This is a genomic window from Raskinella chloraquaticus (SeqCode) (genome assembly GCF_021731865.1).
Taxonomy (GTDB): domain Bacteria; phylum Pseudomonadota; class Alphaproteobacteria; order Rhizobiales; family UBA4765; genus Raskinella; species Raskinella chloraquaticus.
In genome coordinates this window covers 133409-156698 of record NZ_JAKFWN010000024.1, presented here as the reverse complement: position 1 = coordinate 156698, position 23290 = coordinate 133409, and the positions used below count along the sequence as shown (strand labels likewise).

Genomic DNA, 23290 nt, shown 5'->3' with positions numbered 1-23290 from the left:
GCTCGTGGTCTTTGGTTGTCCCACCTGCGCTAGTGTCATGCGCGCCTGATAAATGTGTCTCGTTTTTTCTGTAATCTGATGTTACATTGCGTGAGTGTGTCGGCTGAACCAAATGGCTGCGCGCCCCTGATCACGCGGGTGCCCGCTCACGACATTCTTCGACAACACAAACGTCACGAAGCGGCATTTCTTTGGTGCCGTGTTTCCCTGTTAGCGAATATGGAAAGACTGATATGATCACGGGCACGGTAAAGTGGTTCAATGCGCAAAAGGGTTTCGGCTTCATTCGACCTGACGCTGGTGGACCTGACGTATTTGTACACATCAGCGCCGTTCAACGCGCTGGCATGCATGGCCTCGACGAAGGTCAGAAGATTTCCTATGAGCTCGTGCCCGATCGCCGGACCGGCAAGTCGGCTGCTGACAATATCCGCCGCGTTGACTGATATCACGTAACCGGCGGGGTTCGGGGTTCTCATGCCCTGCCCCGTCAAGTGATGGTCGTCGACCTCACCTGCCAGTATCGCAAGCCCCTGACCGCTGGTAACAGCGGTCAGGGCTAGATGCGTGCACGGCACCGCGCGCTAACTTTCTTTCAACTGGCCTGGGCCATTGCCGGGCCATCTGTAAGGTCGGTCATTGATGTCGTTGCGCGCCCGCAATATTCATTTTTCAGTTCAGGAATTTGCCGACCGTCAAGCCATCACCCGGGGTCAGCTGGCGGCGCGCGGCCTTGATGGGCTGTTGATGTTTCGCCAGGAGAGTATGTATTACCTGAGCGGATATGACACGTTCGGCTATGTGTTTTTCCAATGCCTGGTGCTCACCGCCGATGGGCGCATGGTCCTGTTGACGCGCTCGGCTGATCGGCTTCAGGCCAAGTTCACGTCGGTTATCGATGACGTGCGTATCTGGACTGATGGACCGCAAGCCAACCCCGCTGTGGAACTGAGAGATATCCTCGCTGAATTGGGATTGCGCAACGCTCGGCTCGGGGTCGAATTTGATGCCTATGGGCTGACGGCGCTCAATGGTCAGAAACTGGTCGCAGCGCTTGACGGTTTTGCCACGCTGGTTGACGCATCTGATCTCGTGACGCGTCAGCGCGCGGTGAAGAGCCCGGCTGAGCTTGTTTATGTACGCCAGGCGGCGACGCTGGCTGACGCCGCGCTTGAGGCTGCCAATCGCCTCGCCCTCCCCGGGGCCTTCGAAGGTGATATTCTGGCTGAGATGCAAAGTGCGGTCTTTCGCGGTGGCGGCGACGACCCGGCCAATGAATATATCATCGGCTCCGGCCCCGGCGCTCTGATGTGCCGTTACTTCAGCGGCAGACGTCATCTCGACGCCAATGACCAGCTGACGCTCGAGTTTGCTGGGGCTTATCGCCATTACCACGCCGCGCTCATGCGCACGATTCTGATTGGCACGCCCTCCCCGCGCCTGGTCGAGATGCACAAGGCTGCCCGCGATGCCTTGCTGGCGTGTGAGGCGCGACTGACGCCAGGCACGCCTTTCGGTGACGTGTTCGACACCCACGCGGCAGTACTGGACGGTGCGGGTCATCGCGCGCATCGCCTCAACGCATGCGGCTACAGCCTTGGCACGACGTTTGCGCCGAACTGGATGGACTGGCCCATGTTTTATCATGACAACCCGGCGCTCATCGAGCCGGGAATGGTCGTCTTTCTGCACATGATCCTGTTTGATGAGGAAGCGGGCATGGCCATGTGTCTGGCGCGCACCAGCGAAATCACCGCAAACGGCGCCATGCCCCTGTCGCGCCTGCCGCTCGATCTTGTTGTCAATCACTGAGCCACATCACCCGGAAGGAACCTCCATGTCGTTTTCACTTTACGAAGCGTCTGTTCTCACATTCACCGCCAGTCTCGATGCGATATCGGGATGTCTTGACAAGGCGGCCATGCATGTCGAGCAGAGGAAGCTCGATCCGGCTGTTTTCCTGACCTTTCGTCTCTATCCCGACATGTTTGATTTCACCCGCCAGGTGCAACTGACCACGGATTTCGCCAAAGGCGCAGGTGCACGCCTCGCCGGTGTCGAGATTCCCAAATATGATGATGTCGAAAAAAGCTTTGGTGAATTGAAACAGCGCATTGCCCGCGCGATCGCGTTTTTGAATGCGCTTGATCGCAACGCAGTCGAGGACGGGGCGGATCGCGAGATCGTTATGCAGATCCGGGGCCAGACACAGACGTTCAAGGGACGCGATTTTCTCATGCACCGCGCCATTCCCAATTTCTTTTTCCACGCAACGACCGCCTACAACATCCTGCGCCATAACGGCGTTGATCTGGGTAAATCCGATTTCGTCGCCAAGCTGTGAGCGATAGCGAGGATAGGCATGCGCAATCAGCGATGGCGCCGTCGCGTGATATCGCCCGCCTGATCGAGGTCATGGCGGCGTTGCGAACGCCCGACACCGGCTGTCCGTGGGATCTGCGTCAGGACTTTGCCTCGATCGCGCCCTATACGATCGAGGAAGCCTATGAGGTCGCCGACGCGATCAACCGTGGTGATCTCGATGATTTGCGCCACGAACTGGGCGACCTGTTGCTGCAGGTCGTCTATCACGCCCGCATGGCCGAAGAGGCCGGCGCCTTCGCGTTTGGTGATGTTGTGCAGGCGATCACTGCCAAGATGATAACACGCCATCCGCATGTGTTTGGCGATCTGCGCGGCGCCGACGAGGCGGCAGTCCAAGCAAATTGGCGCCTCTTCAAGGAAGCCGAACGCGCCGGCAAAGCGCAGGCTGCGACGCCCGCCGGTGTGCTCGCAGGCGTTGCGCTTGCTCTGCCTGCATTAACCCGCGCCCACAAAATTCAGGAACGCGCGCGCGATGTTGGCTTTGACTGGCCGGATATGAGCCAGGTCTTTGACAAGGTGCGGGAGGAAGTTGACGAAGTTGCCCAGGAATTGGCGGGCAAGAGCAACAAAATCGGCGAGGAAATCGGCGATCTTCTGTTTGCAGTCGTCAATCTCGCGCGCCATGCGGGGGTTGATGCCGAGCAGACGCTGAAGGCGGCGACCGGGAAGTTTGAGCGCCGCTTTGCTGGCGTCGAAATGATGCTCGCCGCACGAGGTTTGACACCACGTCAGTCAACGCTCGAGCACATGGAAGAACTGTGGAATGAGGTAAAGGCGGGCGAAAAAAGCCCTGATGTTCGTTAGAGCGTCCTCGCGAAACAATTGCAGTCAGCTGCCTTCTGTGATCGCGAAGCGCTGACTGATTTCATCTTGGCGCGATGGATCGATGCGCAGCGCGATCACCGCTGTCCCGGTATCATCGTAGGCTGTGGATAAAACTTCCGCGTGACGGTGAAGCCAGGCAAGCGATGCGGCGTCACCGGCCGGTATGGTGAGGGTCAGGTTCACCCGTGTCCGCGCCAAAACCTCTTCGAGGCGGACTGATAACACCTCCAGCCCCTCCCCTGTGATTGCTGAAGCGACCACCGGGCGTTGCTCGGCTGGTTGGCGTCTTGCTGCTTCACGAAAGGCATCCCGTTCATTATCCGGCAGGCGATCACACTTGTTCCAGACGTCGATCACCTGGCGTGATGATCTGATATCGATATCAAGGCGAGCAAGAACCTCGGCAACATCATCGGCCTGCGTTTCCCAGCCGGCATGAGAAATGTCGTGGACATGCAGGATCGCGTCGGCGCCAACCACTTCTTCCAGCGTGGCGCGGAAGGCTGCAACCAGATGCGTCGGCAGGTCGGAGATGAAGCCGACGGTATCGGAAAGAATGATCTTCATGCCGCTTGGCAGTTTCAGAAGACGCAACGTCGGATCCAGGGTCGCGAACAGCAGATCCTTGGCGAAGACATCAGCACCGGTCAGGCGGTTGAAGAGAGTTGATTTGCCGGCATTCGTGTAGCCGACAAGGGCAACGACGGGATAGGGCACACGGCGGCGATTGGCGCGATGGAGGCCGCGCGTGCGTTTGACGCTGTCGATATCCTTTTCGAGCCGCGAAATGCGATCCTGGATGAGACGGCGATCAAGCTCGATCTGGCTTTCGCCGGGGCCGCCGAGGAAGCCGAAGCCGCCGCGCTGGCGCTCAAGATGGGTCCAGGAGCGCACAAGCCGGCTCTTCTGATAGGTCAGATGCGCAAGCTCGACCTGCAACACACCTTCACGCGTTCTTGCTCTTGCACCGAAGACCTCAAGAATAAGACCCGTCCGGTCGATGACCTTGGCATGAAGGGCGCGCTCGAGATTACGTTGCTGGCCAGGCGACAACGAGGTGTCGATAAAGACGAGGTCGATGTCATGGGTCGCAACCAGATCGGCAAGCTCGGCGACCTTGCCTTTGCCGAAATAGGTCGAAGGCCTGACTTCGGCAAGGCCGATGATCAGGCTGTTGACAATGGTGAGGTCAATCGCCCGCGCCAGACCATCGGCCTCGTCGCGCCGCGCCTCGTGATCGGTCGCATTCTGCCCGGCGGCACGCCGGAACGGCGTGACAACGATGGTTCGTGTCGGTTGCCGCCTGGTCTCATGGAGCGCCCGCCCGGATGATGTCGGGGTAACCTCGTCGTCGGTTATACCGTTCACTCCTTGCCTGTGTCGAAAGGCTCTTCAAGGCCATCGAAGAGCTGCACAGGCTGGCCTGGCATCACAGTTGAAATCGCATGCTTGTAGACAAGCTGGGAGTGACCATCGCGGCGCAGAAGGACACAGAAATTATCGAACCAGGTGACAACGCCCTGCAGTTTGACCCCGTTGATCAGGAAGATCGTGACGGGCGTCTTTTGCTTGCGGACATAATTGAGGAACGTGTCCTGAAGGTTTTGCGTACGCTCTGCGGCCATTGATTTTATCCGATAATTGTTGGCGGATACCGGCGCGCATCCATCGTGAGGATATCATGCGGCGGCTCAGCACATATTAAAAGCCATAATCCCTGTCGTTGAGCAAGCATGGAATGTGTGCTCGGAAACCCGCAGGGTTGTTGAAGGTGGTGATGCCTTGGACGCAAGAGAATATCCGCTCGCGCCGTCGTCTAGTTCAGCCCCAGCATCTTGAGCTTGCGGTGAAGGGATGATCGTTCCATGCCGACGAATTCGGCTGTCCGCGAAATATTGCCGCCAAAACGGCTGATCTGGGCGCCGAGATATTCACGCTCAAACACTTCGCGCGCCTCGCGCAGCGGCAGGGCCATAATGTGCTCGGAACCGACGCTGCTCGGCATGCTTGGCAGGAGGGAACCGACCTCCGGCGGCAGCATGTCAGCGGTGACGGCAACGTCAGGGCTGCCGGAGGCCAGAATCATGACCCGCTCAATGTTGTTACGCAATTGCCGGACGTTGCCAGGCCAGTCATGCGTTTGCAGGATGGCCATCGCATCATCGGCGATCTTGCGTCGCGGCAGGCCTGTTGCCTGCGATACCTGAGTGAGAAAATGATCGATGAGATCGGGTATATCATCGCGATGTTCGGCAAGACCTGGAACACGAAGGGGCACGACGGACAGGCGATGAAACAGGTCTTCACGGAACTGCCCTGCCCTGATCTCCGCTTCCAGATCGCGGCTGGTCGACGAGATGATACGGACATCGACATGGACGCGGGTGGCGCCATTGACGCGCGTGAAATTCTGGTCGACCAGAACCCGCAAAATACGGCTCTGCGTCTCGCGCGGCATGTCGGCTACTTCATCGATGAAAAGTGTGCCGCCATGCGCTTCTTCCAGCGCGCCGACTTTGCGGGTCTGGCCCTGGGCTGCCTCAACGCCGAATAATTCGCTTTCCATCGCCTCAGACGTCAGAGAGGCGGCATTCATGATGATAAACGGGCCTTGCGCACGGTTCGACAGCCCGTGGATTGTGCGCGCGACCAGCTCTTTACCGCTGCCCGGCGGCCCCGAGATCATGATCCGGCTGTTCGTGGGGGCGACGCGATCGATCACCGTGCGCAGCTGATTGATGACGGTTGAGCGACCGACAAGGTCGTCCGTGATCGTCGAGCGCTGGCGCAAATCGCGGATTTCGCGACGCAGTTGCAACGCTTCGAGCGCACGGGCCGCAACCAGCAGCAGCCGGTCGGCGTTGAATGGCTTCTCGATATAATCATAAGCGCCGCGCTTGATCGCCGCGACCGCCGTTTCGATATTGCCGTGGCCCGAGATCATCACCACCGGGAGTTCGGGGTGCTGCTCCTTGATGGCGTCGAGTAGTTCAAGCCCGTCGAGCCGGCTCCCCTGCAGCCATATGTCGAGAAAGACGAGCGAGGGCCGGCGCTGCACGATCGCTGCCAGTGCTTCATCGGCATGCTTGGCGGAGCGCGTCCCATGCCCTTCATCACTCAGGATGCCCGCGACCAATTCACGGATGTCACGTTCGTCATCAACGATCAGAATATCAGCAGCCATGTCTGAGCCTTACTGGGCAGATGCCGGGGCAGGATTTGCCGCGGCAGCGAATTGTGGAAATACGAGGCGAATGAGCGCGCCATGGCCTCCGCTGGCGACATCGGGCGCGTCATGGAGTTCGATACGCCCTGCGAGTTCCTCAACAATCTTGGCAACAATCGCCAGACCAAGGCCAGTCCCCTTCTCTCGCGTGGTCATATAGGGCTCAAGCAAGCGCTCACGCTGATCTTTGGGCAGGCCGATGCCGTTGTCGGTCACCTCGATAATCAGCTCATCGGCCCGTTTTTCGAGGCGAACAGTCACCTTGCCGCCACTCTCCACCTGAGTGGGGATCGCGGTCACGGCTTCGACCGCGTTCTTGATGACATTGGTCAGTGCCTGACCCAGCAGCCTGCGGTCAAAATCGGCCTCGATACGGTCGGGGGGCAGATCAGCGACGATATCCACATTGGGGTTGCCAACCCGCATCAGGAAGATCACCTGCTTGATGGTATCGGTCAGATCGTCGCGTGAAATCTGGGCGGTTGGCATGCGGGCAAATGAGGAAAATTCATCCACCATGCGGCCGATATCACCAACCTGCCGGATGATGGTGTCGACGCATTGATCAAAGACCTCCCGGTCTTCGGTGATCCGCGATCCGTAGCGACGCTTGAGCCGCTCTGCTGACAGCTGGATTGGTGTCAGCGGATTCTTGATTTCATGGGCGATCCGGCGCGCCACATCTGCCCAGGCAGCCGAACGCTGGGCGAGGACAAGATCGGAAATGTCATCGAGCGTCACCACATATCCATGCTCGTGTGCAGGACTTTCCTCGCTGGTCACCCGCACGAGGAAGACGCGGGGGCGCCCCCGGCGCTCAAGTCCGACTTCGCGCATTGCCCGGCGATTGCCCTCACTTGCATCGGTCAGGATAACCGCCAGTTCCGGCACGACATCGCCAAGCAAGCGGCCCACCAGACTGCCTTCCTCAAGATCGAGAAGCTGATAGGCTGAGCGTGTGGCAATCGTCACCACAAGATCATGATCGAGACCGATCACGCCGGCCGAAATGCCGGCAAGCACCGCCTCGGTAAATCGCCGTCGCTGGTCAAGCTGCTCATTGGCGCTCATGACTTCGTCGCGCTGCTGGCGCAGGGCCGACGTCATGCCGTTGAAGGTCTGCCCGAGATGCGCGAGATCGCCTTCACTGGGTTTCACAGGTACCTGCACGTAATAATTCCCGCGCCCGACCTGATCAGCCGCACCGATCAGGCGGCGTATCGGCTCGACCAGCCGATTGGCAAATGACACGCCAAACCAGATGGCTGACAGCAGCAGGATCAACGCAACTCCCGAATACATCAGCGCAAATGCCAATTGCACACCGGCGCGGCGGATCTGCGCGATTTCGTAATCGGCGGAGGCCGATTCAGCCTCAGCCAGATAGCCCAGTATGCGCTTGTCGATGCTGCGGGCGACGTAGAGAAAAAGATCAGGATTATTGGCAACCGGCACAACGGCGCCGATCATACCACCTGTTGGCCCTCCTCCAGGCGTCAGGATGAGCGGCTCTGACTGGGTTGCCTGTTCGAGGACCTGCTCAGGCGGCAGAGGCAACTCGGTGGAGAACCCGGTTTCGGCTTTTTGAACCACCGAGCGGTTTTTACGGATGAGATAGGCCACCGGCAGACCGCGCAGATTGGCCTGATTGGAGAAGAACAGGTTAAACCGCTGCGGCTCGGTGACAAGCAAAGAGCTTTGTGTGGCAACATCAGTTGCCATCGCCAACGTGTCACCGGCCAGTTTGCCCGCATTCTCGTTGAGATAAGCCCGCCCAACCAGGGTAGCGTTTTCGATGATTGCTTTCGTGCGCTCAGAAAACCAGCGATCAAGCCCGCCCGACAATGTCAGCGCCGACACGATTGCTACAACCACCGCCGGCACGGCCGCGACGAGGCTGAACATGGCGACGATGCGCCCGTGAAGACGGACCGCCGCCTGCCCGCGGCGATGGGCGATCCATAACGGCCAGATTTCACGAATAATCAGGGTGAAGAGGAGAAGACACAGGATGGCGTTGATCGCCAGAACAGCAACCACCACCTCGTGAGACGGAATGATCGGTGTATGCCCGGTGACAATGAGAAAAGTCGCAAGCGCCGAAAGGAGCGCCAGGATCACGGTGATTGCACCCAGCCAGCCACTCATCCGGCTGGTGGATGGCGATGAGGAGGTCAGGGCAATCGGCGACACGCTGATCTGGTTCACATCCGGGCTCGTTCAATCCAGCGGCGGCTGATATGATGCATTTTAAGCACATCGTTGCAGAAATGCGACATTTATATGACATGCCGCTAGGTCATATTTGGCAGCCAAATCCATCCTCGATCCTCGTTCAGCGGTCTTTCTAGCCGTGATCACCGCCGGCTGAGAAATGACGGGCGATTGGCAAAGGCAATATCGATTTACCATCAAAGAGAGCGCTGAATTGCGGGTTGCTGATCGCTTCGTCGACACTGTGCACAAGGCTGACGCAGCAATCAGATTGCGCAAATCGGGCCATCCATACGTCGCTATCCTCGCTGGCGATGATCGCGCGGAGGCGTTTATGGCTCGCCGCTGGTGTGGCATAGTCGTCGCGCAATTGCTCCTCAAGATCCGTGATGGCGCAGACATTGCGCCAGAATCGATCTTCGAGTGCGGCGATCGCCAGCATCCTGCCATCGCGGGTGGGATAAAGATTGTAGCGCGCCAATCCGCCGGTCAGCATGCCGGCACCTGAAGGGGGCGATGATTGCCCGCTCAACACCTCGGCGAGCGCAAAAGGCATGAGCGCGAACGTCGACTGACTCATCGCGATATCGAGATGGGTACCGCGCCCCGTCTTGTCGCGTTGCAAGAGAGCCAGCAGAATATTGATCACGCTCGGCAGGCTGCCGCCGGCGATATCAGCGATGAGAGCCGGTGGCAGGACCGGCGCGTCGCCACCTCCCCGCGACAGGCTGAGCAGGCCGCTCTCGGCGATATAGTTCAGATCATGCCCGGCCTTGTGCGCCAGCGGGCCGTTGGCGCCATACCCCGTGATCGAACAATAAATCAGACGCGGGTTGAGCGCTGACAAGGTGGCATAATCCAGCCCAAGGCGGGCCATGACGCCTGGTCGGAATTGCTCGACAACGATATCGGCGCTGGCGAGCAGGTGACGCAGTTTGGCCGTCTCTGCCGGATTTTTGAGATCGACAGTCTGACAGATCTTGCCGCGATTGAGCAGTTCGAAGGGTAATGATTTTCCGTCAACGAAAGGCCCGAACTGGCGCATCTCATCGCCCTCAGGGCGCTCGATCTTGATAATTTTTGCGCCGGCACGAGCCAGCATCAATGTCGCGAGCGGGCCCGGCAACAGCGTCGTGAAATCGACAACTACCAGGGATGACAGCGGTTGCGTCATCGCTCACGAACCAAAGACTGAAACAGGGATCAGTTTGTTTTCCAGCAGAAACAACCAGACGAGCAGCGTCGGTATCGAGACGGCAGTACCGACCAGAACGGCGGTCGAGGACCGGTCGACATAGGTGTTGTACTGGGTCGCCAGAACAAACACCGACAGCGCCGGCGGCAGGGCGGCCATCATGATGGCTGTGTACACCCACACACGATCATAAGGGCCGGTCAGCGAAACAAGAAAATAGACGATCAGAGGGTGCAGCAGCAATTTGATCGCGAGCGCTGCCGGCATTTCGGCTGGAATGCGCCCGAGCGGGCGCAGCGCGACCGTCACCCCCAGCGCAAAAAGCGCCGAGGGTGCAGCTGCACCCGTGAGAAAGGTCAATGTGCGGTCAATCGCCATCGGCAGCTTCAGGCCGGTGAAAGCGGCTGCCATGCCTAGAAACGTCGCCAGAATGAAGGGATTGAGGAGGACACGGCGGGCGATGGTCTTCAATGTTTCGAGGAGATTGGCGCGATCTTCGTGAAGGGCCAGTAGAAACGGTATAATGGCGAAGAAAAGCACACAATCGCCGCAGAAAATAATCGCCATCGGTGCCGCAGCTTCGTTGCCGAAGAGCGCCAAAGCCAGACCGGGCCCCATATATCCGACATTGCCATATCCGCCGATCCCGCCGGCAACGACTGCTTCCCGGATTTTGCCCTTCAGCAGAACAAACGAGATGCCAAAGGCAAGAGCAAAGGCCGTGTAGGATGAAAAAAGTGTCGAAAACGCAAACGTGAAATTGGTCAGTTGCTGCGGTGGTGTTTTGGAAATGAGCTGATAGAAAATCGGCGGCAAGGCGACGTAGATGACAAAAAAATTGAGCCATGCCATGCCGTCAGCCGGCCGCTTCAGGGTCTTCCCGGCGATATAGCCGACGATGATCGGGCCAAAGAATGGCAGTGCCAGGATAAGAAGTCGTTCCATGTCATTTTGGCCGTTCGATGGTCGATGGCATCGCAGATGCGCGACATTTTGTCGGGACAGTCGTTGTGCCGTAGTTAGCCGCAGGTTTGCAAGGCTGTGCACGACTGGTTGCGCTGCAGCAAAAAGAGCGCTAGCAGCGGTAGAAAAGGTGAGCATATGAAACTATCGCGCAATTTCTATCGGCCTCTGGCGCTGGGTGCGCCTGCGCCGATACGCGAAACGCCGGTGCGTGTCGAGCGCATGATCCATTTCGTGCCTCCGCATATCGAGAAAATGCGGGCGAAACTGCCTGAGCTGGTGCGCAGCGTCGATGTGGTTCTGGGCAATCTGGAAGATGCGATTCCTGCTGATGACAAGCTTGCTGCGCGGCAGGGGTTTATTCACATGGCGCGCAACACCGATTTCGGCGCGGCCGGGTTATGGACGCGGATCAACGCGCTCAACAGCCCGTGGGCGCTTGACGATATCGTCGAGATCGTTGCGGCCGTCGGCGACCGGCTGGATGTCATCATGCTGCCCAAAGTCGAGGGGCCGTGGGATATCCATTACATCGATCAGCTGCTCGCGCAGCTTGAGGCACGTCATCGCCTGAGCCGGCCGATTCAGGTCCACGCCATCCTTGAGACTGCCGAAGGGGTGATGAATGTCGAGGCGATTGCCGGCGCCTCCCCTCGCCTGCACGGCATGAGCCTTGGCCCAGCCGACCTTGCGGCCTCGCGCGGCATGAAAACGACACGGGTTGGCGGCGGGCATCCCGATTATGTGGTTCTCGCCGATGGCAGCGCGGGGACCGAACGGCATCGTTTTCAACAGGATTTATGGCACTATACGATCGGGCGCATGGTCGATGCGTGCCTTGCCCATGGCCTGAAACCGTTTTACGGCCCCTTTGGTGATTTCAGTGATCCGCAAGCCTGTGAATCGCAGTTTCGCAATGCCTTTTTGCAAGGATGTCTCGGTGCGTGGTCGCTGCACCCTACCCAGATCGAGATTGCAAAACGGGTATTTTCTCCTGATCCGCAGGAGGTTGCGTTTGCCCGCCGCATTCTCGACGCGATGCCTGATGGCTCCGGTGCGGTGATGATCGATGGCAAAATGCAGGACGACGCAACGTGGAAACAAGCAAAAGTGATCGTCGATCTGGCAAGGCTGATAGCTGCGCGCGACGAAAAGTTCAAATTGCTCTACGACTTGTAGCGCGTTGATCCGTATCTATCTATTCTCAGCGTCGATTCACCCGGCCATGGGCTCGCCCATACTGGCCTACGGAACCTAGTCATGACTGGAAAGATCAGAACCGCCCGATACAGGATTGGCGACATTGTTCGCCATCGCTTCTTTTCATTTCGTGGCGTTGTGTTCGATATTGATCCGATTTTTGCCAACACAGAAGAGTGGTGGCAGGCCATCCCCGAGCACGTCAGACCGTCCAAGGATCAACCGTTCTATCATCTTCTTGCCGAGAACGATGACACGGAATACGTCGCTTACGTCTCAGAGCAAAACCTGTTGCCGGACGACAGCGGGTCGCCGCTGCGCCATCCCCAGATCGATGATTATTTCTACGTTGACCCGCAGGGCCGCTACAAGACGCGCTCGACCTCTGCCCATTAGGCAGGATGGCGGCGACCGGTGCGCGACCGGCCGGACGCCACGCGCTGCGAACCGTCCTGACCCTAGTTTTTGGTAGCGTCGGCTGGTGCTGGCTGCGGCGCCGGCTGCTGGTCGTTTAATGGCTGCTGCTGTTTGGCTTGAGCACGCGATACAAGGCTGCCGATCCACTGCTTGTGGATTTCCTCACTTTCGCTGATGTTGGCTGGCGCGCCATCCATCGCGCTTCGGAAACTCTCGAGCGGCAAACTCACTTCCACCGGCTGATTGAACGCATCCCACAAGGTGACGATGGCCATCTGCCCCGATCGCATCTGAGAAATCAGATCCGGCGTCGGATCAAGTGCGCCAAAACAGCCATTGTTGAGACAGGTTCCATAGCGCGCGTCGAAGACTTTTCCCTGATCAACACGCAGATTCAATTCGCTGGGCAACCACGAGCCGAGCGGAACGCCAATGGCGATCCGCTTGCGGCCACCGCCTGCCGGCTCCTGAAAGGCCAGTGAGATCACAAAATTCCCGCTTTCGTCGCGTATTTCCTGCTGTGTCACGCAGGCCAGAGCCGGCGGCGTGCCCACTTCGGCGCAATGCCGGATCCAGCCCAGAGTGATGCCGGACACCTGACGGATCTTGGGGGCTTCCGGCTTTTGCGGAGCCTTTGCAGGTGGTGTCTGCCGGCGCGGCGCCTGGGTCGCAGGCGGCGTGGCGGGCGCCGGCTGGGCGAAGACATCCGTTGTCGTCCCCGCGACGACGGCGGCAACAATCAATGTCACCTTCGCCGCAGCGCTCAAGACGTTACGGCATGCTGACATGCGCGATGATGCTTGGAATAAACGGACTAACACCACTGGCCCTCCTTGGCCTTCCATTGTCGTCGTGATCTTGCGGCGGTCGCAGGCGGAACCTTACGCCGTCTGGCCTGCGGCTGCCCAGTCGAGATCAGGGTTTGGCCGCTGGTGCTGGCGCGGCGCCGGGTGCCGGGGTCGCCTGACCTTGCTGCTCCAGAAGCTTCTGGCGGGCTTCGAGCGCGCGCTTCTCCAGCTCTTTCTCAAGCTGGCGCTGTTGTTCTTCGACGACTTTAAGGTCGGTCGCTGGACCTTGATGTACCTTGACGAAGTTGGCGAGCGGAACCGTCAGATCAAGCGCGATCCCCTGCGCGTTGCGCACGGTAACGAGCAAATTCTGACCCTTGTTCATCGCCGCCAGAAGATCGCTGCCAACATCGATACCGGCAAAGCAACCATTTTGCAGGCAAGTACCGAACTTGGCCGGCACCGCACGCTCCTGATCAACGCGCACCAGCAGGCCGGCCTGCAATGCCATGCCGAGCGGCACGGCCAGGATCAGCTGCCGGCGCGGCTCGCCAACGACTTCCTGCAGGGCGATCGAGGCAAGAAAGGCGCCGTTATCCGCCCGCACTTCCTGAGAAACGACGCAACCTTCCTTGTCCGAGGTACCATCAATTTTCTGACAGACCTTGACCCAGCCTGTGGTCGTGCCGGTGATCTGGCGCGGCGTCACCGTTGCCTGCTGATCCTGCGCGGGCGGCGCGGCTGGACGCTGGCCCTGGGCGGGTTGGGCTGGCGCAGGTTGGGCGGCGCGGGGAGCGGCCGGGCGCTGCTGGGCTGGCGCTGCGGGTTGCTGGGCAAATACGACGAGCGGGGCGGTGGTTACTGAAACAAAAAGAGAGCAGGCAGCGGCGCGAGCAAGCATCAGCTTGAGGGTCATGAGGAGTGGGTCCCTGTTGGTCGGCTGACGCTATTGCGGCCGATATGACTGAAAGGTGCGAACGATCGCGGCAAGAGAGGTAGCAAATGCGGCCTAAGCATGTCGCGCGCCGTGACATAGCCGCGTTTGCCAGCAAAATGAAGAGGCAATCGGTAAATTTCTCAGCTAGTTTCGCGCAATGAGTCGCAACTTGCCTTTTGGTCTGATCGGGGGTTTGGCGCCATCGCGCCTGTCGCGGTCACATGGCGTGCCCCCTGGTCAGGCCGCATTGATGATGCGCGCGGGTGAAATCGCCAACCCGTCGCGCCGCGCTGCGCTGGCGGGAATGTTGGGCCTGCTTGGCCTTCATTTCAGCGGCCGCGCTTTGGGCCAGGAGACCATCGCCCGCCACGGGATCGCGATGCACGGTGAGCCCGCCCTGCCGCCACATTTCACCCACCTGCCCTACGCCGATCCAGCGGCCCCCAAGGGTGGTCGCCTGACAATCGGCGTGGTCGGTTCTTTTGACAGCCTCAACCCCTATATCGTTCGCGGACAGTCGGCCGGCGAAGTCCAGACTTATGTGTTTGAACCGCTGCTGATCCGTAGCCTGGACGAACCGTTCACGCTTTACGGTCACGTGGCGCAAAGCGTCGAAATGCCGGATGACCGCTCGTCGATCACCTTTACACTCAATCCTGCGGCGCGGTTTTCAGATGGCGTTGCGATCAGTGCTGAAACGGTGGCGTTTTCGCTCGATATCCTGAAGCGGCTCGGTTGGCCCAACCTGCGCAACTATTATTCGAAAGTGGAGCGCGTCGAAATTCTGGGTCCGCGGCGTGTACGTCTGTCGTTTCCCGCAGCACAGGACCGCGAATTGCCGCTGATCCTCAGCCTGCTGCCGATGCTGCCGCAACATCGGCTCGACGACACTCGCTTCGACCAGACGACGCTTGAAGCGCCCGTCGGCAGCGGACCTTACATTGTCGGCGATGTTGATGTCGGAAAGTCGGTCGTTTACAGCAAAAATCCCGATTGGTGGGCTCGCGATCTGCCCTTCACCAAGGGTCTGCATAATTTTTCCGAGATCAAAATCGAATATTTCCGTGATGACAACACGATGTTCGAGGCGCTGAAGAAGGGCATCATTGATCTGCGGCCGGAGGATAATCCGACGCGCTGGCAGACGGGCTATGATTTCCCTGCGGCGCGTGAGGGACGCGTGATACGCGAGAGCTTCACCTCTGGTCTCCCCAAGCCGATGTTCGCTCTCGCCTTCAATCAGCGCCGCGATGTGTTTGCCAGGCGCGAGGTGCGCCAGGCATTGACGGCCCTGTTTGACTTCGAGTGGATCAACGCCAATCTGTTCTCGAACACTTACCGACGAACCCACAGTTATTTCGAGGGCTCCGAGCTATCGGCCATCGGAGTTTCGGCGTCTGCCGGCGAGAAGCGGCTTCTGGAACCGTTCATGGACAAGATGCCCGCAGCTGTGCTTGGCGGCACATGGCGCGCGCCGGTGAGCGATGGGTCCGGGTTTGATCGTACCCGCGTGCGCGAAGCGCTCGATTTGCTGGCTGGCGCGGGATATCTGCCGAAAGACGGCAAATTGCGGGATCGGCAAGGGCAAGCGCTGACCTTCGAAGCGATGGTCAATCTTCACGAGCATGAACGCCTTTTGCTGGCCTGGCGCCGCGTACTCGACCGGGTTGGCATTGATTTGCGCATCAGGGTGATCGACAGCGCCCAGTTCGAACGGCGCCGCCAGAACTATGATTACGACATGATCCCGTGGGCCTGGGGGGCGTCCTTATCACCCGGTAACGAACAGGCTTTCCGCTGGGGCTCCAAAGTGGCCGACCAGCCCGGGTCCTTCAATCTTGCCGGCGTCAAAGACCCGGCGGTCGACCAGATGGTTCTGGCTTTGCTCGCGGCCCGCCAGCGCGAGGACTTCGTCGATGCCGCGCGGGCGCTCGACCGGGCGCTGATCGCGGGAGCCTATGTGTTGCCCCTCTACCATCTGCCGGAACGGCGGATCGCACACGCCTCCTCGTTAGGTCATCCCCAGAAAACGGCGCTTTTTGGTCCGACATTCGAGAGCTGGTGGCGCAAACCCGCCTCGCCATGACATAATGCGGCTGATGATCGATTCTGACCCCAACGCTCAATCCTATGCCGATGTCGGCCTGTGGGGCCGCGCCACGCTTGATGCCCTGTTCAAGCGCAATCTGGCGCGCGCGCCGGACCGCCTGGCGATGTGTGATGGCACTGAGCGCAAAAGATGGTCAGGGCGACCGGCTCTTCGCCTGACCTTCCGCCAGGCAGACGACATCATATCGGCTCTCGCGGGTCGTTTTATCGAATTGGGGCTGCGGCAGGGGTCGGTGGTTGCGGTGTCACTGCCCAATTGCGTTGAAGCCTTCCTGACGATCCTTGCCTGCGGGCGCGCCGGTCTGGTGCCTGCGGTGATGCCGTTTTTGTGGCGGGCGAGCGATGTGTCGCGTGCGCTCGAACCGCTGGCCGCCAAGGCGTTGATCACCATCACGCGTGCTGGCGATGACATGCCGGCTGATTTCATGCGCTACGCGGCCGCCGAACTTTTCGCCGTTCGCTATGTGATGGCTTTCGGCGCTGATGCGCCTGACGGGGTCATGTCGCTTGATGAGTACCTGAACGGTGTGCATCCGCGCGACGTGCGCTTTCCCCCCTCATCCGACGCGCCTGCTGATCAGGCAGCGCTCATCACATTCGCCACCCAGCCATCCGGGCCTATCGCGATTGCCCGCAGCCACAACCATTGCGTGTGTTCCGGCCTGGTCAATGTGCTCGAAGTGGGGCTTGAGCCTGGCGATGTCATCGCGACGTCATTGATGCCGACGGGAATTGCCTCCTTGTCGTCCAGCCTGTTTCCCTGGCTGCTGACGGGTGGCACCCTCCTTCTTCATCAACCCTTTGATCTGGCCGGCTTCAATGCACTCATCGAGCAGGAAAAAGTGAAGCATGCCGTGGTTCCAGGCGCGTTCCTCGGTGATCTGGCACCACGCATCGGTGATGGGTCGCATCGTCTTTTGCGTACGCTGATCGGCGTTCATGGTGATGGTGCGCGGGCGGGCGCGTTTGATCCCGTCGAATGCAAGACGGATATTGTCGATGTCGTTGCCTTCGACGAGTTTGGCGTCGCGGCACGGCGGCGGCGCAAGGGCGTAGCGCAGGCGTTGACTGCCGGCCCGCTTTATCATCCAGCTGACAGCGAGAGCGGCCCAGTATTGATCGAAACTAAAATCGGTGGCGATGGAACGGTGATGGTCAAGGGACCGCAAGTTCCCTATTCGGGAAAATTCGGCGAGGGCTATCGCCCCACGACATTGCGCGTTGGCAAGCACGACACGTCGCTTGCCGTGTTAAAGCGCCTCACAGGCGTCGCCTATGTCGGCGGCCTTGGCGTTGGCACCGGTGAAATCGAAAAGCAATTGCTGGCAAGCGATGATGTCGACGCGGTGAAAGTAACAGTCGTCCATGATCCCCTGTTCGGCCAACGGATCGAAGCGCAGATCGCTCCCCGCCTTAATGGAGCAACCCAGGGGGAGGCTCTCGTTCAGCGCATTCAGGCGCGTTTCGCAAGCGCTGGCATTGCAGCCTACAAGACACCAACGATGATCAGGATCGAGCACCGCCTTCGTGGCGACATGCATGCGCGCCAGCGCGGCGTCTCGCAAGGCAGCTAGTCGTGCGGTCAATCGAGCGTATGCAAGCCGCGCTGAAACGGGCGCAGATCGCCCTCAATCTGCCGGCAGACCCTGACACTGAAGCAGGCACGCTGCGTATCGTTGCCTTATGTCGCGGTACGATGTTCAGCGCGCTGAACCTGACGCTTGCGCCACATCAGATTGTTTGCGCGCTGTCGGAAAAAGCGGCGATCGACCTGGCGCTGGGCGATGTTGCCGAAGGTCTGGTCATTGATGCAACCATGACCGGCCTGTCGGCGATCGACTTCGTTGAGAAGGTACGGGCGCATCCTGACCTCGCCGACATTCCACTGCTGGCGTTCGCGCCGACTTACGAGCATCAGGGCCTGCTTGACGCGGGTATTGACCGGATCGTTACCGCAGCAACGATCGGCAATGATGCGCTCCCCCTATGCCATGCTTACCGCGACGTTCGTTCGCTGCGGGCAAGGTTGCGCAAGACGAAATCGTCTCCCGGTGCCCATGTGATCAGCACCGAGGCAGACGCGCTTCGCCATATCACGCTCGCGCTTGATGACGAGCATGCCTCCTTCACCCTGGCGGGGCTTAGCGCCGTACGCGTCGAAGACCCTGCAGAGCAGGTGACAGACCCAACGGTTTGTCGTGCCGTTTTCCAGATGCTGGCAAGTCTGACGCGCGCTGAAGACGTCGTTCTTGATTGTGGCGAGGCCGGACTTTTATTGATCCTGCCCGATGTATCGGCGCAACTGGCGTTGCCGATCATCTCCCGCCTTGACGGCATTGCGCGACACTCAGCCTTCCTCAAGAGCGATGGTACGGTTGTGGATGGCGTGTCATTAGAGTGCCGGCTTGTTACACCTGCCGACTTTACGTCGGCTAAGGCCATGTGGGACACAGCCTGCTCTTTTGTGTGATTTTGGTATGATCAAGAGGTGTGCTCCATGCAAAAGATGCGGGTGGATATCGTTTCTGACGTCGTTTGCCCGTGGTGCTATATCGGCAAGCGGCGCCTTGAGACAGCGATGAAGGCGTTTCCTGACGTCACGTTCGACCTGCATTGGCGCCCGTTCCAGCTTGATGGCACCATCCCGCCCGAGGGCATTGCGCGCCACACTTACCTGTCGCGCAAATTCGGTTCAGATGAGCGCATCGCGCAGATTTATGACCGCATCAGCGACGAGGGTCGTGGCGAGGGTATCGCCTTTGCCTTCGAGAAGATCGACATTTCACCCAATACGCTCGACATGCACCGCCTGTTGCGCTGGGCGGAGGCATCCGGCGTGCAGAACGCTTTGAAACAACGATTGTTCGATCTGTTCTTCATCGAGGGTGCCAATCTGGCTGATACCGACACGCTTATTTTAGCGGCCGGCTCGGTTGGCATGGATACCAAGGGTCTGGCTCAGCGCCTGAAAAGCGATGACGACAAAGACGCCGTCAGGAACGAGATTGAAGAAGCACAACGCATGGGTGTGACCGGCGTGCCGTTTTTCATATTCGATGCTGCACTCGCCCTGCCCGGGGCTCACCCACCGGAGACCATAGCCGAAGCCATTCGCCAGGCGCTGGCACGCCAGGGTGGCGTACAAACGACGCCAGCGGGCTGATCAGCATCGGTCTGATCACGCGGCCTTTCCCAGTTCCGCATCACCAATCGCGGCCAGACGGCGCATGAGCGTCATTGTGCCTTTCACGCGGTCATTGTCGCTCTTCCAGTCGCGCACGAGAACGAGCTTCTGATCGGGGCGCAGGCGCGCCAGTTTTCCCTGCTCGCCAATGAAGGCAATAAGCCCCTGCAGATTGGGCGGCGTGTTGGCGCGAAACGAGATGACGACCCCCTTGGGCCCGGTATCGAGCTTGTCGATGCCGGCGCGCCGGCACAGCGACTTGATGAGCATGACCTTGAGCAAATGCTCTGCTTCCGGCGGAAGAGGACCGAAGCGATCAATCAATTCAGCGCCGAACGCATCGATGTCGCTTTCCTCACGCAGATCGCCCAGCCGGCGATAAAGCGACAGCCGCAGATTGAGGTCGGCGACATAGGTCTCAGGCAGCATCACCGGCATGCCGAGCGCGATCTGCGGCGACCATTCCTGATCGGCCATGACGCGGGTGCCGGACTGGATTTCGGCAATCGCATCCTGCAACATCTGCTGATAGAGTTCATAGCCAACCTCGCGGATATGACCTGACTGCTCCTCGCCGAGGAGGTTGCCACCGCCCCTGATGTCGAGATCGTGGCTTGCAAGCTGGAAGCCGGCCCCAAGGCTGTCGAGCGATTGCAGCACCTTGAGGCGGCGCTCTGCAATTGGGTTGAGCTTCTGCTTTTCAGAGGTGGTGAAGTAAGCATAGGCGCGGGTTTTCGAGCGCCCGACGCGACCCTTGAGCTGGTAGAGCTGGGCTAGTCCGAAAAGATCGGCGCGATGGACGACCAGCGTGTTGGCGGTCGGAATATCGAGTCCCGATTCGACGATCGAGGTTGAGAGGAGAACGTCATATTTGCCGTCGTAAAAGGCATTCATGATGTCTTCGAGTTCCGAGGCTGCCATCTGCCCATGGGCAACAGCGACGCTCACCTCGGGGACGTGCTGGGCCAGAAATTCCCGCCGCTCGGCAAGATCAGCGATCCGCGGGCAGACATAGAACGCCTGGCCGCCTCGATAGCGCTCGCGCAACAGGGCTTCGCGTACAATGAGCGCATCAAAAGGCGTGATGAAGGTGCGCACCGCGAGGCGATCAACCGGCGGTGTCGCAATGAGCGAGAGCTCGCGCACGCCTGAAAGCGCCAATTGCAGGGTGCGCGGAATGGGGGTCGCCGTCAGCGTCAGAACGTGCACGTCCGAGCGCAGCTCTTTCAGCTTTTCCTTATGGGCCACACCGAAATGCTGCTCCTCGTCGATCACCAGCAAGCCAAGATCGCGGAAGGCGACTGATTTCCCCAGCAGCGCATGCGTGCCAACGACAACGTCCACCGTGCCATCGGCGATACCGCGCTTGGTGTCAGCCAATTCCTTGGCCCCTACCAGTCGCGAAGCGTGACGGACGTTGATAGGCAGGCCGGAAAAGCGGCTTGAAAAGGTGCGAAAATGCTGGCGCGCCAGAAGCGTGGTCGGCACCACCACGGCAACCTGCTTGCCGCTGATGGCAACCACAAAGGCCGCGCGCAGCGCCACTTCCGTTTTGCCGAAGCCGACATCGCCGCACACCAGACGATCCATCGGCTTGCCGGTTGTCAGATCATCGAGGACAGCGGCAATCGCCGCCAGCTGGTCGTCGGTTTCCTCGTAAGGGAAGCGGGCGCGGAATTCGTCCCAGGCGCCATCGGGTGGCGTAAACGTCGGCGCCAGGCGAAGCGCCCGCTCGGCGGCAATGGCAATGAGCTTGCCCGCCATTTCGCGCAGGCGCTCCTTCATTTTCGCCTTGCGCGCCTGCCACGCGCCGCCACCGAGGCGATCGAGTTGAACCTCGGATCCGTCTGAGCCGTAGCGCGAAAGGAGTTCGATATTCTCTACCGGCAGGAAGAGCCTGGTGTCGCCGGCATAGTGCAGTTCGAGGCAATCATGGGCGGCGCCCGTCACCTCGATTGACCTCAAGCCGACAAAGCGTCCAATGCCGTGATCGAGATGCACAACCACATCGCCCGGCTGAAGGCTGGTGACCTCGGCGATGAAATCAGATGCCCGGCTGCGACGCTGGCGCGGGCGAACCAGACGGTCGCCCAGAATGTCCTGCTCGGATATGATCGCAAGCCTGCCGGTTACAAAGCCGCTTTCAAGCGGCGCGACGCCAACCGCGACCGTACCGGCGGGCAGATCGGCGAATTGCTGCAGGCGCTCGACCGAGCGCGGCTCTTTCAATCCGTGATCTTCCAGGACCGGCAACAGGCGGTCGCGCGCGCCTGCCGACCACGACGAAATGAGTACCGACGTGCCGGCATCGCTCAGCTGGCGGATATGCTGGCACACCGCTTCGAACACGCCGCCGGGGGCTCCCGCCCGCTCCGGTGCAAAATTGCGACCTGCGGCAATCGTCAGGTCGATGCGGCGGCTGTTTGCCGGCACGTCGTCAAAGGATGACAACGTGACAAGAGGGTGATCAGCGCATCTCTTGTTCAGTTCGTTGTCGCCAAGATAAAGACCGGCAGGCGGCAATGGTTTGTAGGAATTGCCGTCGCTGTCGCGGCTTGCGGCTTCGCGCCGCGCTTCATAATGATCGGCAATCGTCGTGAACCGTTCACCTGCCGCTTTTTGCGCCAGATGGTCGAGAACGAACGGCACGTTCGGGAGATAATCAAACAGGGTGTCGAGATGCTCGTGGAAAAGCGGCAACCAGTGTTCCATGCCCTGATAGCGCCGGCCCTGCGAGACGGCTTCATAGAGGGCATCGCCATGGGCCGCACCGAATGTCTCGACAAAGCCGCGACGAAACCGTGTGATCGATGTGCTGTCGATGGTCAGTTCTGACAGGGGCACCAGTTCGATGCGTGACAGCGAGCGCAGGGTCCGCTGGCTTTCCTCATCAAAACTGCGGATTGATTCAAGCGTGTCGCCGAAGAAATCGAGCCGCCACGGCTCAAGACTGCCGGGCGGAAAGAGATCAACCAGGCCGCCGCGCACCGCGTATTCGCCCACTTCGCGAACGGTTGAGGCGCGCTGGAAGCCGTTTTCTTCCAGCCAACGGGCGAGGATTGCCGGGTCAAAGCGCTCGCCTGTACCAGCCGACAGGCTTTTGGCGAGCAGCGAGGCGCGCGGCGGCACGCGCTGAATGAGGGCGTTGACGGTTGTCAACAGCAGCAGCGGTGTTTCTGCCTGATCGGCCCGCGCCAATCGCGAGAGCGAGGACATGCGCCGCCCCAGCACGTCAGGATTGGGGGACACGCGATCATAGGGCAGACAATCCCAGGCAGGAAGTTCGAGGCGGGGAATGTCAGGCGCGACGAAATCAAGCGCGCGTGCGAGCATCGACATACGCTCGGCATCGCGCGCCACAAAGACGCAGCCGACACCACCTGACACATTCTTGTCGGCGCGGGCGCGGGCATAAAGCTCGCTGAGGACAAAGGCGGTTGCCGAATCCGGAACCTTCACCAGTCCCAGCGGTGTCTCATCATCAAGCAGGCCAACCGCAAAGGAAAACATCTGTTCAACCTAGATGGAAGGCCTTGAGGCGCTGGAAAAGCGGCGTGCGGTAGGCCTCGGGAACCTCGCCTCCCTTGACGATCCACGAAAACAGCTCAGGATCGCCGACGTCGATCAATTCCTCAAACAAGTCAAGCTCGTGCGCATTCATGCCCTCAAGCTCTGCATCGGCAAAGCGACCCATGATGATATCCATTTCCTTGGTGCCGCGATGCCAGGCACGGTAACGGGCGCGCCGACGCCTGAGCGTCAGCGGATCGGCGGATGCGACGCCTTCCGTCATGATGATATCCTTCCACCGGCTTGATCCGCTTCCTCTAACGCGACTGGTCACAGG

20 protein-coding genes are annotated in these 23290 nt (G+C 59.8%); 10 read left to right on the top strand and 10 right to left on the bottom strand.

The genetic code is table 11. The annotated features are described in order from the left end of the window. The first annotated feature begins 233 nt into the window (after positions 1-233). The 4 genes from ACINK1_RS08935 to mazG all read left to right on the top strand — a co-directional run bounded on the left by ACINK1_RS08935 (position 234) and on the right by mazG (position 3189). Positions 234-446 carry a cold-shock protein gene (locus ACINK1_RS08935; protein ID WP_376800819.1) on the top strand — a complete coding sequence of 71 codons (213 nt, stop codon included), beginning with the start codon at positions 234-236 and terminating at the stop codon, positions 444-446. Between the two features lie 196 nt (positions 447-642). Beyond that, positions 643-1812 (top strand): Xaa-Pro peptidase family protein, encoded by a 1170-nt coding sequence (locus ACINK1_RS08930; protein ID WP_376800821.1) that lies wholly within the window; start codon positions 643-645, stop codon positions 1810-1812. A gap of 25 nt (positions 1813-1837) precedes the next feature. Beyond that, the gene (locus tag ACINK1_RS08925) at positions 1838-2344 is read left to right on the top strand and encodes a DUF1993 family protein (RefSeq protein ID WP_376800822.1); all 507 of its coding nucleotides are present in this window, start codon (positions 1838-1840) and stop codon (positions 2342-2344) included. Positions 2345-2376: 32 nt separating this feature from the next. Then, positions 2377-3189, top strand: coding sequence for a nucleoside triphosphate pyrophosphohydrolase (mazG, locus tag ACINK1_RS08920; RefSeq protein ID WP_376800824.1), 813 nt, complete (start codon positions 2377-2379; stop codon positions 3187-3189). A 24-nt stretch (positions 3190-3213) separates the two neighbouring features. On the opposite strand, the gene hflX is transcribed toward mazG, so the two are convergent. From hflX to ACINK1_RS08890, 6 genes are all read right to left on the bottom strand, one after another. Then, complete coding sequence (gene hflX, locus ACINK1_RS08915) at positions 3214-4578, bottom strand: GTPase HflX (protein WP_376800825.1); 1365 nt, start codon at positions 4576-4578, stop codon at positions 3214-3216. Then, positions 4575-4835, bottom strand: a complete 261-nt coding sequence (hfq, locus tag ACINK1_RS08910; RefSeq protein WP_376800827.1) for an RNA chaperone Hfq — start codon at positions 4833-4835, stop codon at positions 4575-4577. Before hfq ends, hflX begins: the two co-directional genes overlap by 4 nt. A gap of 191 nt (positions 4836-5026) precedes the next feature. After that, a complete protein-coding gene (locus ACINK1_RS08905; RefSeq protein WP_376800829.1) occupies positions 5027-6394 on the bottom strand; it encodes a sigma-54-dependent transcriptional regulator in 1368 nt (455 codons plus the stop codon). 9 nt (positions 6395-6403) lie between these two features. Then, positions 6404-8644 (bottom strand): ATP-binding protein, encoded by a 2241-nt coding sequence (locus ACINK1_RS08900; RefSeq protein ID WP_395760080.1) that lies wholly within the window; start codon positions 8642-8644, stop codon positions 6404-6406. 139 nt (positions 8645-8783) lie between these two features. Continuing rightward, positions 8784-9824, bottom strand: coding sequence for a CaiB/BaiF CoA-transferase family protein (locus ACINK1_RS08895; RefSeq protein WP_376800832.1), 1041 nt, complete (start codon positions 9822-9824; stop codon positions 8784-8786). Between the two features lie 3 nt (positions 9825-9827). Beyond that, positions 9828-10790 carry an AEC family transporter gene (locus tag ACINK1_RS08890; protein ID WP_376800834.1) on the bottom strand — a complete coding sequence of 321 codons (963 nt, stop codon included), beginning with the start codon at positions 10788-10790 and terminating at the stop codon, positions 9828-9830. A gap of 156 nt (positions 10791-10946) precedes the next feature. Here ACINK1_RS08890 and ACINK1_RS08885 point away from each other — a divergent pair, with 156 nt between their 5' ends. Together ACINK1_RS08885 and hspQ are read left to right on the top strand one after the other, a co-directional pair. After that, positions 10947-11987 (top strand): CoA ester lyase, encoded by a 1041-nt coding sequence (locus ACINK1_RS08885; protein WP_376800836.1) that lies wholly within the window; start codon positions 10947-10949, stop codon positions 11985-11987. 81 nt (positions 11988-12068) lie between these two features. Beyond that, a complete protein-coding gene (gene hspQ / locus ACINK1_RS08880) occupies positions 12069-12404 on the top strand; it encodes a heat shock protein HspQ (protein WP_376800837.1) in 336 nt (111 codons plus the stop codon). Positions 12405-12466: 62 nt separating this feature from the next. Here hspQ and ACINK1_RS08875 read toward each other — a convergent pair whose 3' ends face one another. Together ACINK1_RS08875 and ACINK1_RS08870 are read right to left on the bottom strand one after the other, a co-directional pair. Further along, positions 12467-13192 (bottom strand): invasion associated locus B family protein, encoded by a 726-nt coding sequence (locus ACINK1_RS08875; protein ID WP_376800839.1) that lies wholly within the window; start codon positions 13190-13192, stop codon positions 12467-12469. Between the two features lie 148 nt (positions 13193-13340). Continuing rightward, entirely contained in the window at positions 13341-14129 is a 789-nt protein-coding gene (locus ACINK1_RS08870) for an invasion associated locus B family protein (RefSeq protein ID WP_376800841.1), read from the bottom strand. 271 nt (positions 14130-14400) lie between these two features. On the opposite strand from ACINK1_RS08870, the gene ACINK1_RS08865 reads away from it, so the two are divergent. Genes ACINK1_RS08865 through ACINK1_RS08850 form a run of 4 tightly spaced genes read left to right on the top strand, consistent with a single transcriptional unit; the run spans position 14401 to position 19422 of the window. Then, positions 14401-16236, top strand: coding sequence for an extracellular solute-binding protein (locus tag ACINK1_RS08865; RefSeq protein WP_376800843.1), 1836 nt, complete (start codon positions 14401-14403; stop codon positions 16234-16236). A gap of 13 nt (positions 16237-16249) precedes the next feature. Next, positions 16250-17833, top strand: coding sequence for an AMP-binding protein (locus ACINK1_RS08860; RefSeq protein WP_376800844.1), 1584 nt, complete (start codon positions 16250-16252; stop codon positions 17831-17833). A gap of 20 nt (positions 17834-17853) precedes the next feature. Continuing rightward, complete coding sequence (locus tag ACINK1_RS08855; protein WP_395760079.1) at positions 17854-18729, top strand: hypothetical protein; 876 nt, start codon at positions 17854-17856, stop codon at positions 18727-18729. 27 nt (positions 18730-18756) lie between these two features. Continuing rightward, positions 18757-19422: a DsbA family oxidoreductase gene (locus ACINK1_RS08850; protein WP_376800848.1), complete on the top strand. Its 666-nt coding sequence runs from the start codon at positions 18757-18759 to the stop codon at positions 19420-19422. A gap of 15 nt (positions 19423-19437) precedes the next feature. On the opposite strand, the gene mfd is transcribed toward ACINK1_RS08850, so the two are convergent. Further along, on the bottom strand, positions 19438-22953 hold the full coding sequence (mfd, locus tag ACINK1_RS08845; RefSeq protein WP_376800850.1) for a transcription-repair coupling factor: 3516 nt from the start codon (positions 22951-22953) through the stop codon (positions 19438-19440). Positions 22954-22957: 4 nt separating this feature from the next. Further along, positions 22958-23236 (bottom strand): succinate dehydrogenase assembly factor 2, encoded by a 279-nt coding sequence (locus ACINK1_RS08840; RefSeq protein WP_376800852.1) that lies wholly within the window; start codon positions 23234-23236, stop codon positions 22958-22960. Positions 23237-23290 lie beyond the last annotated feature (54 nt).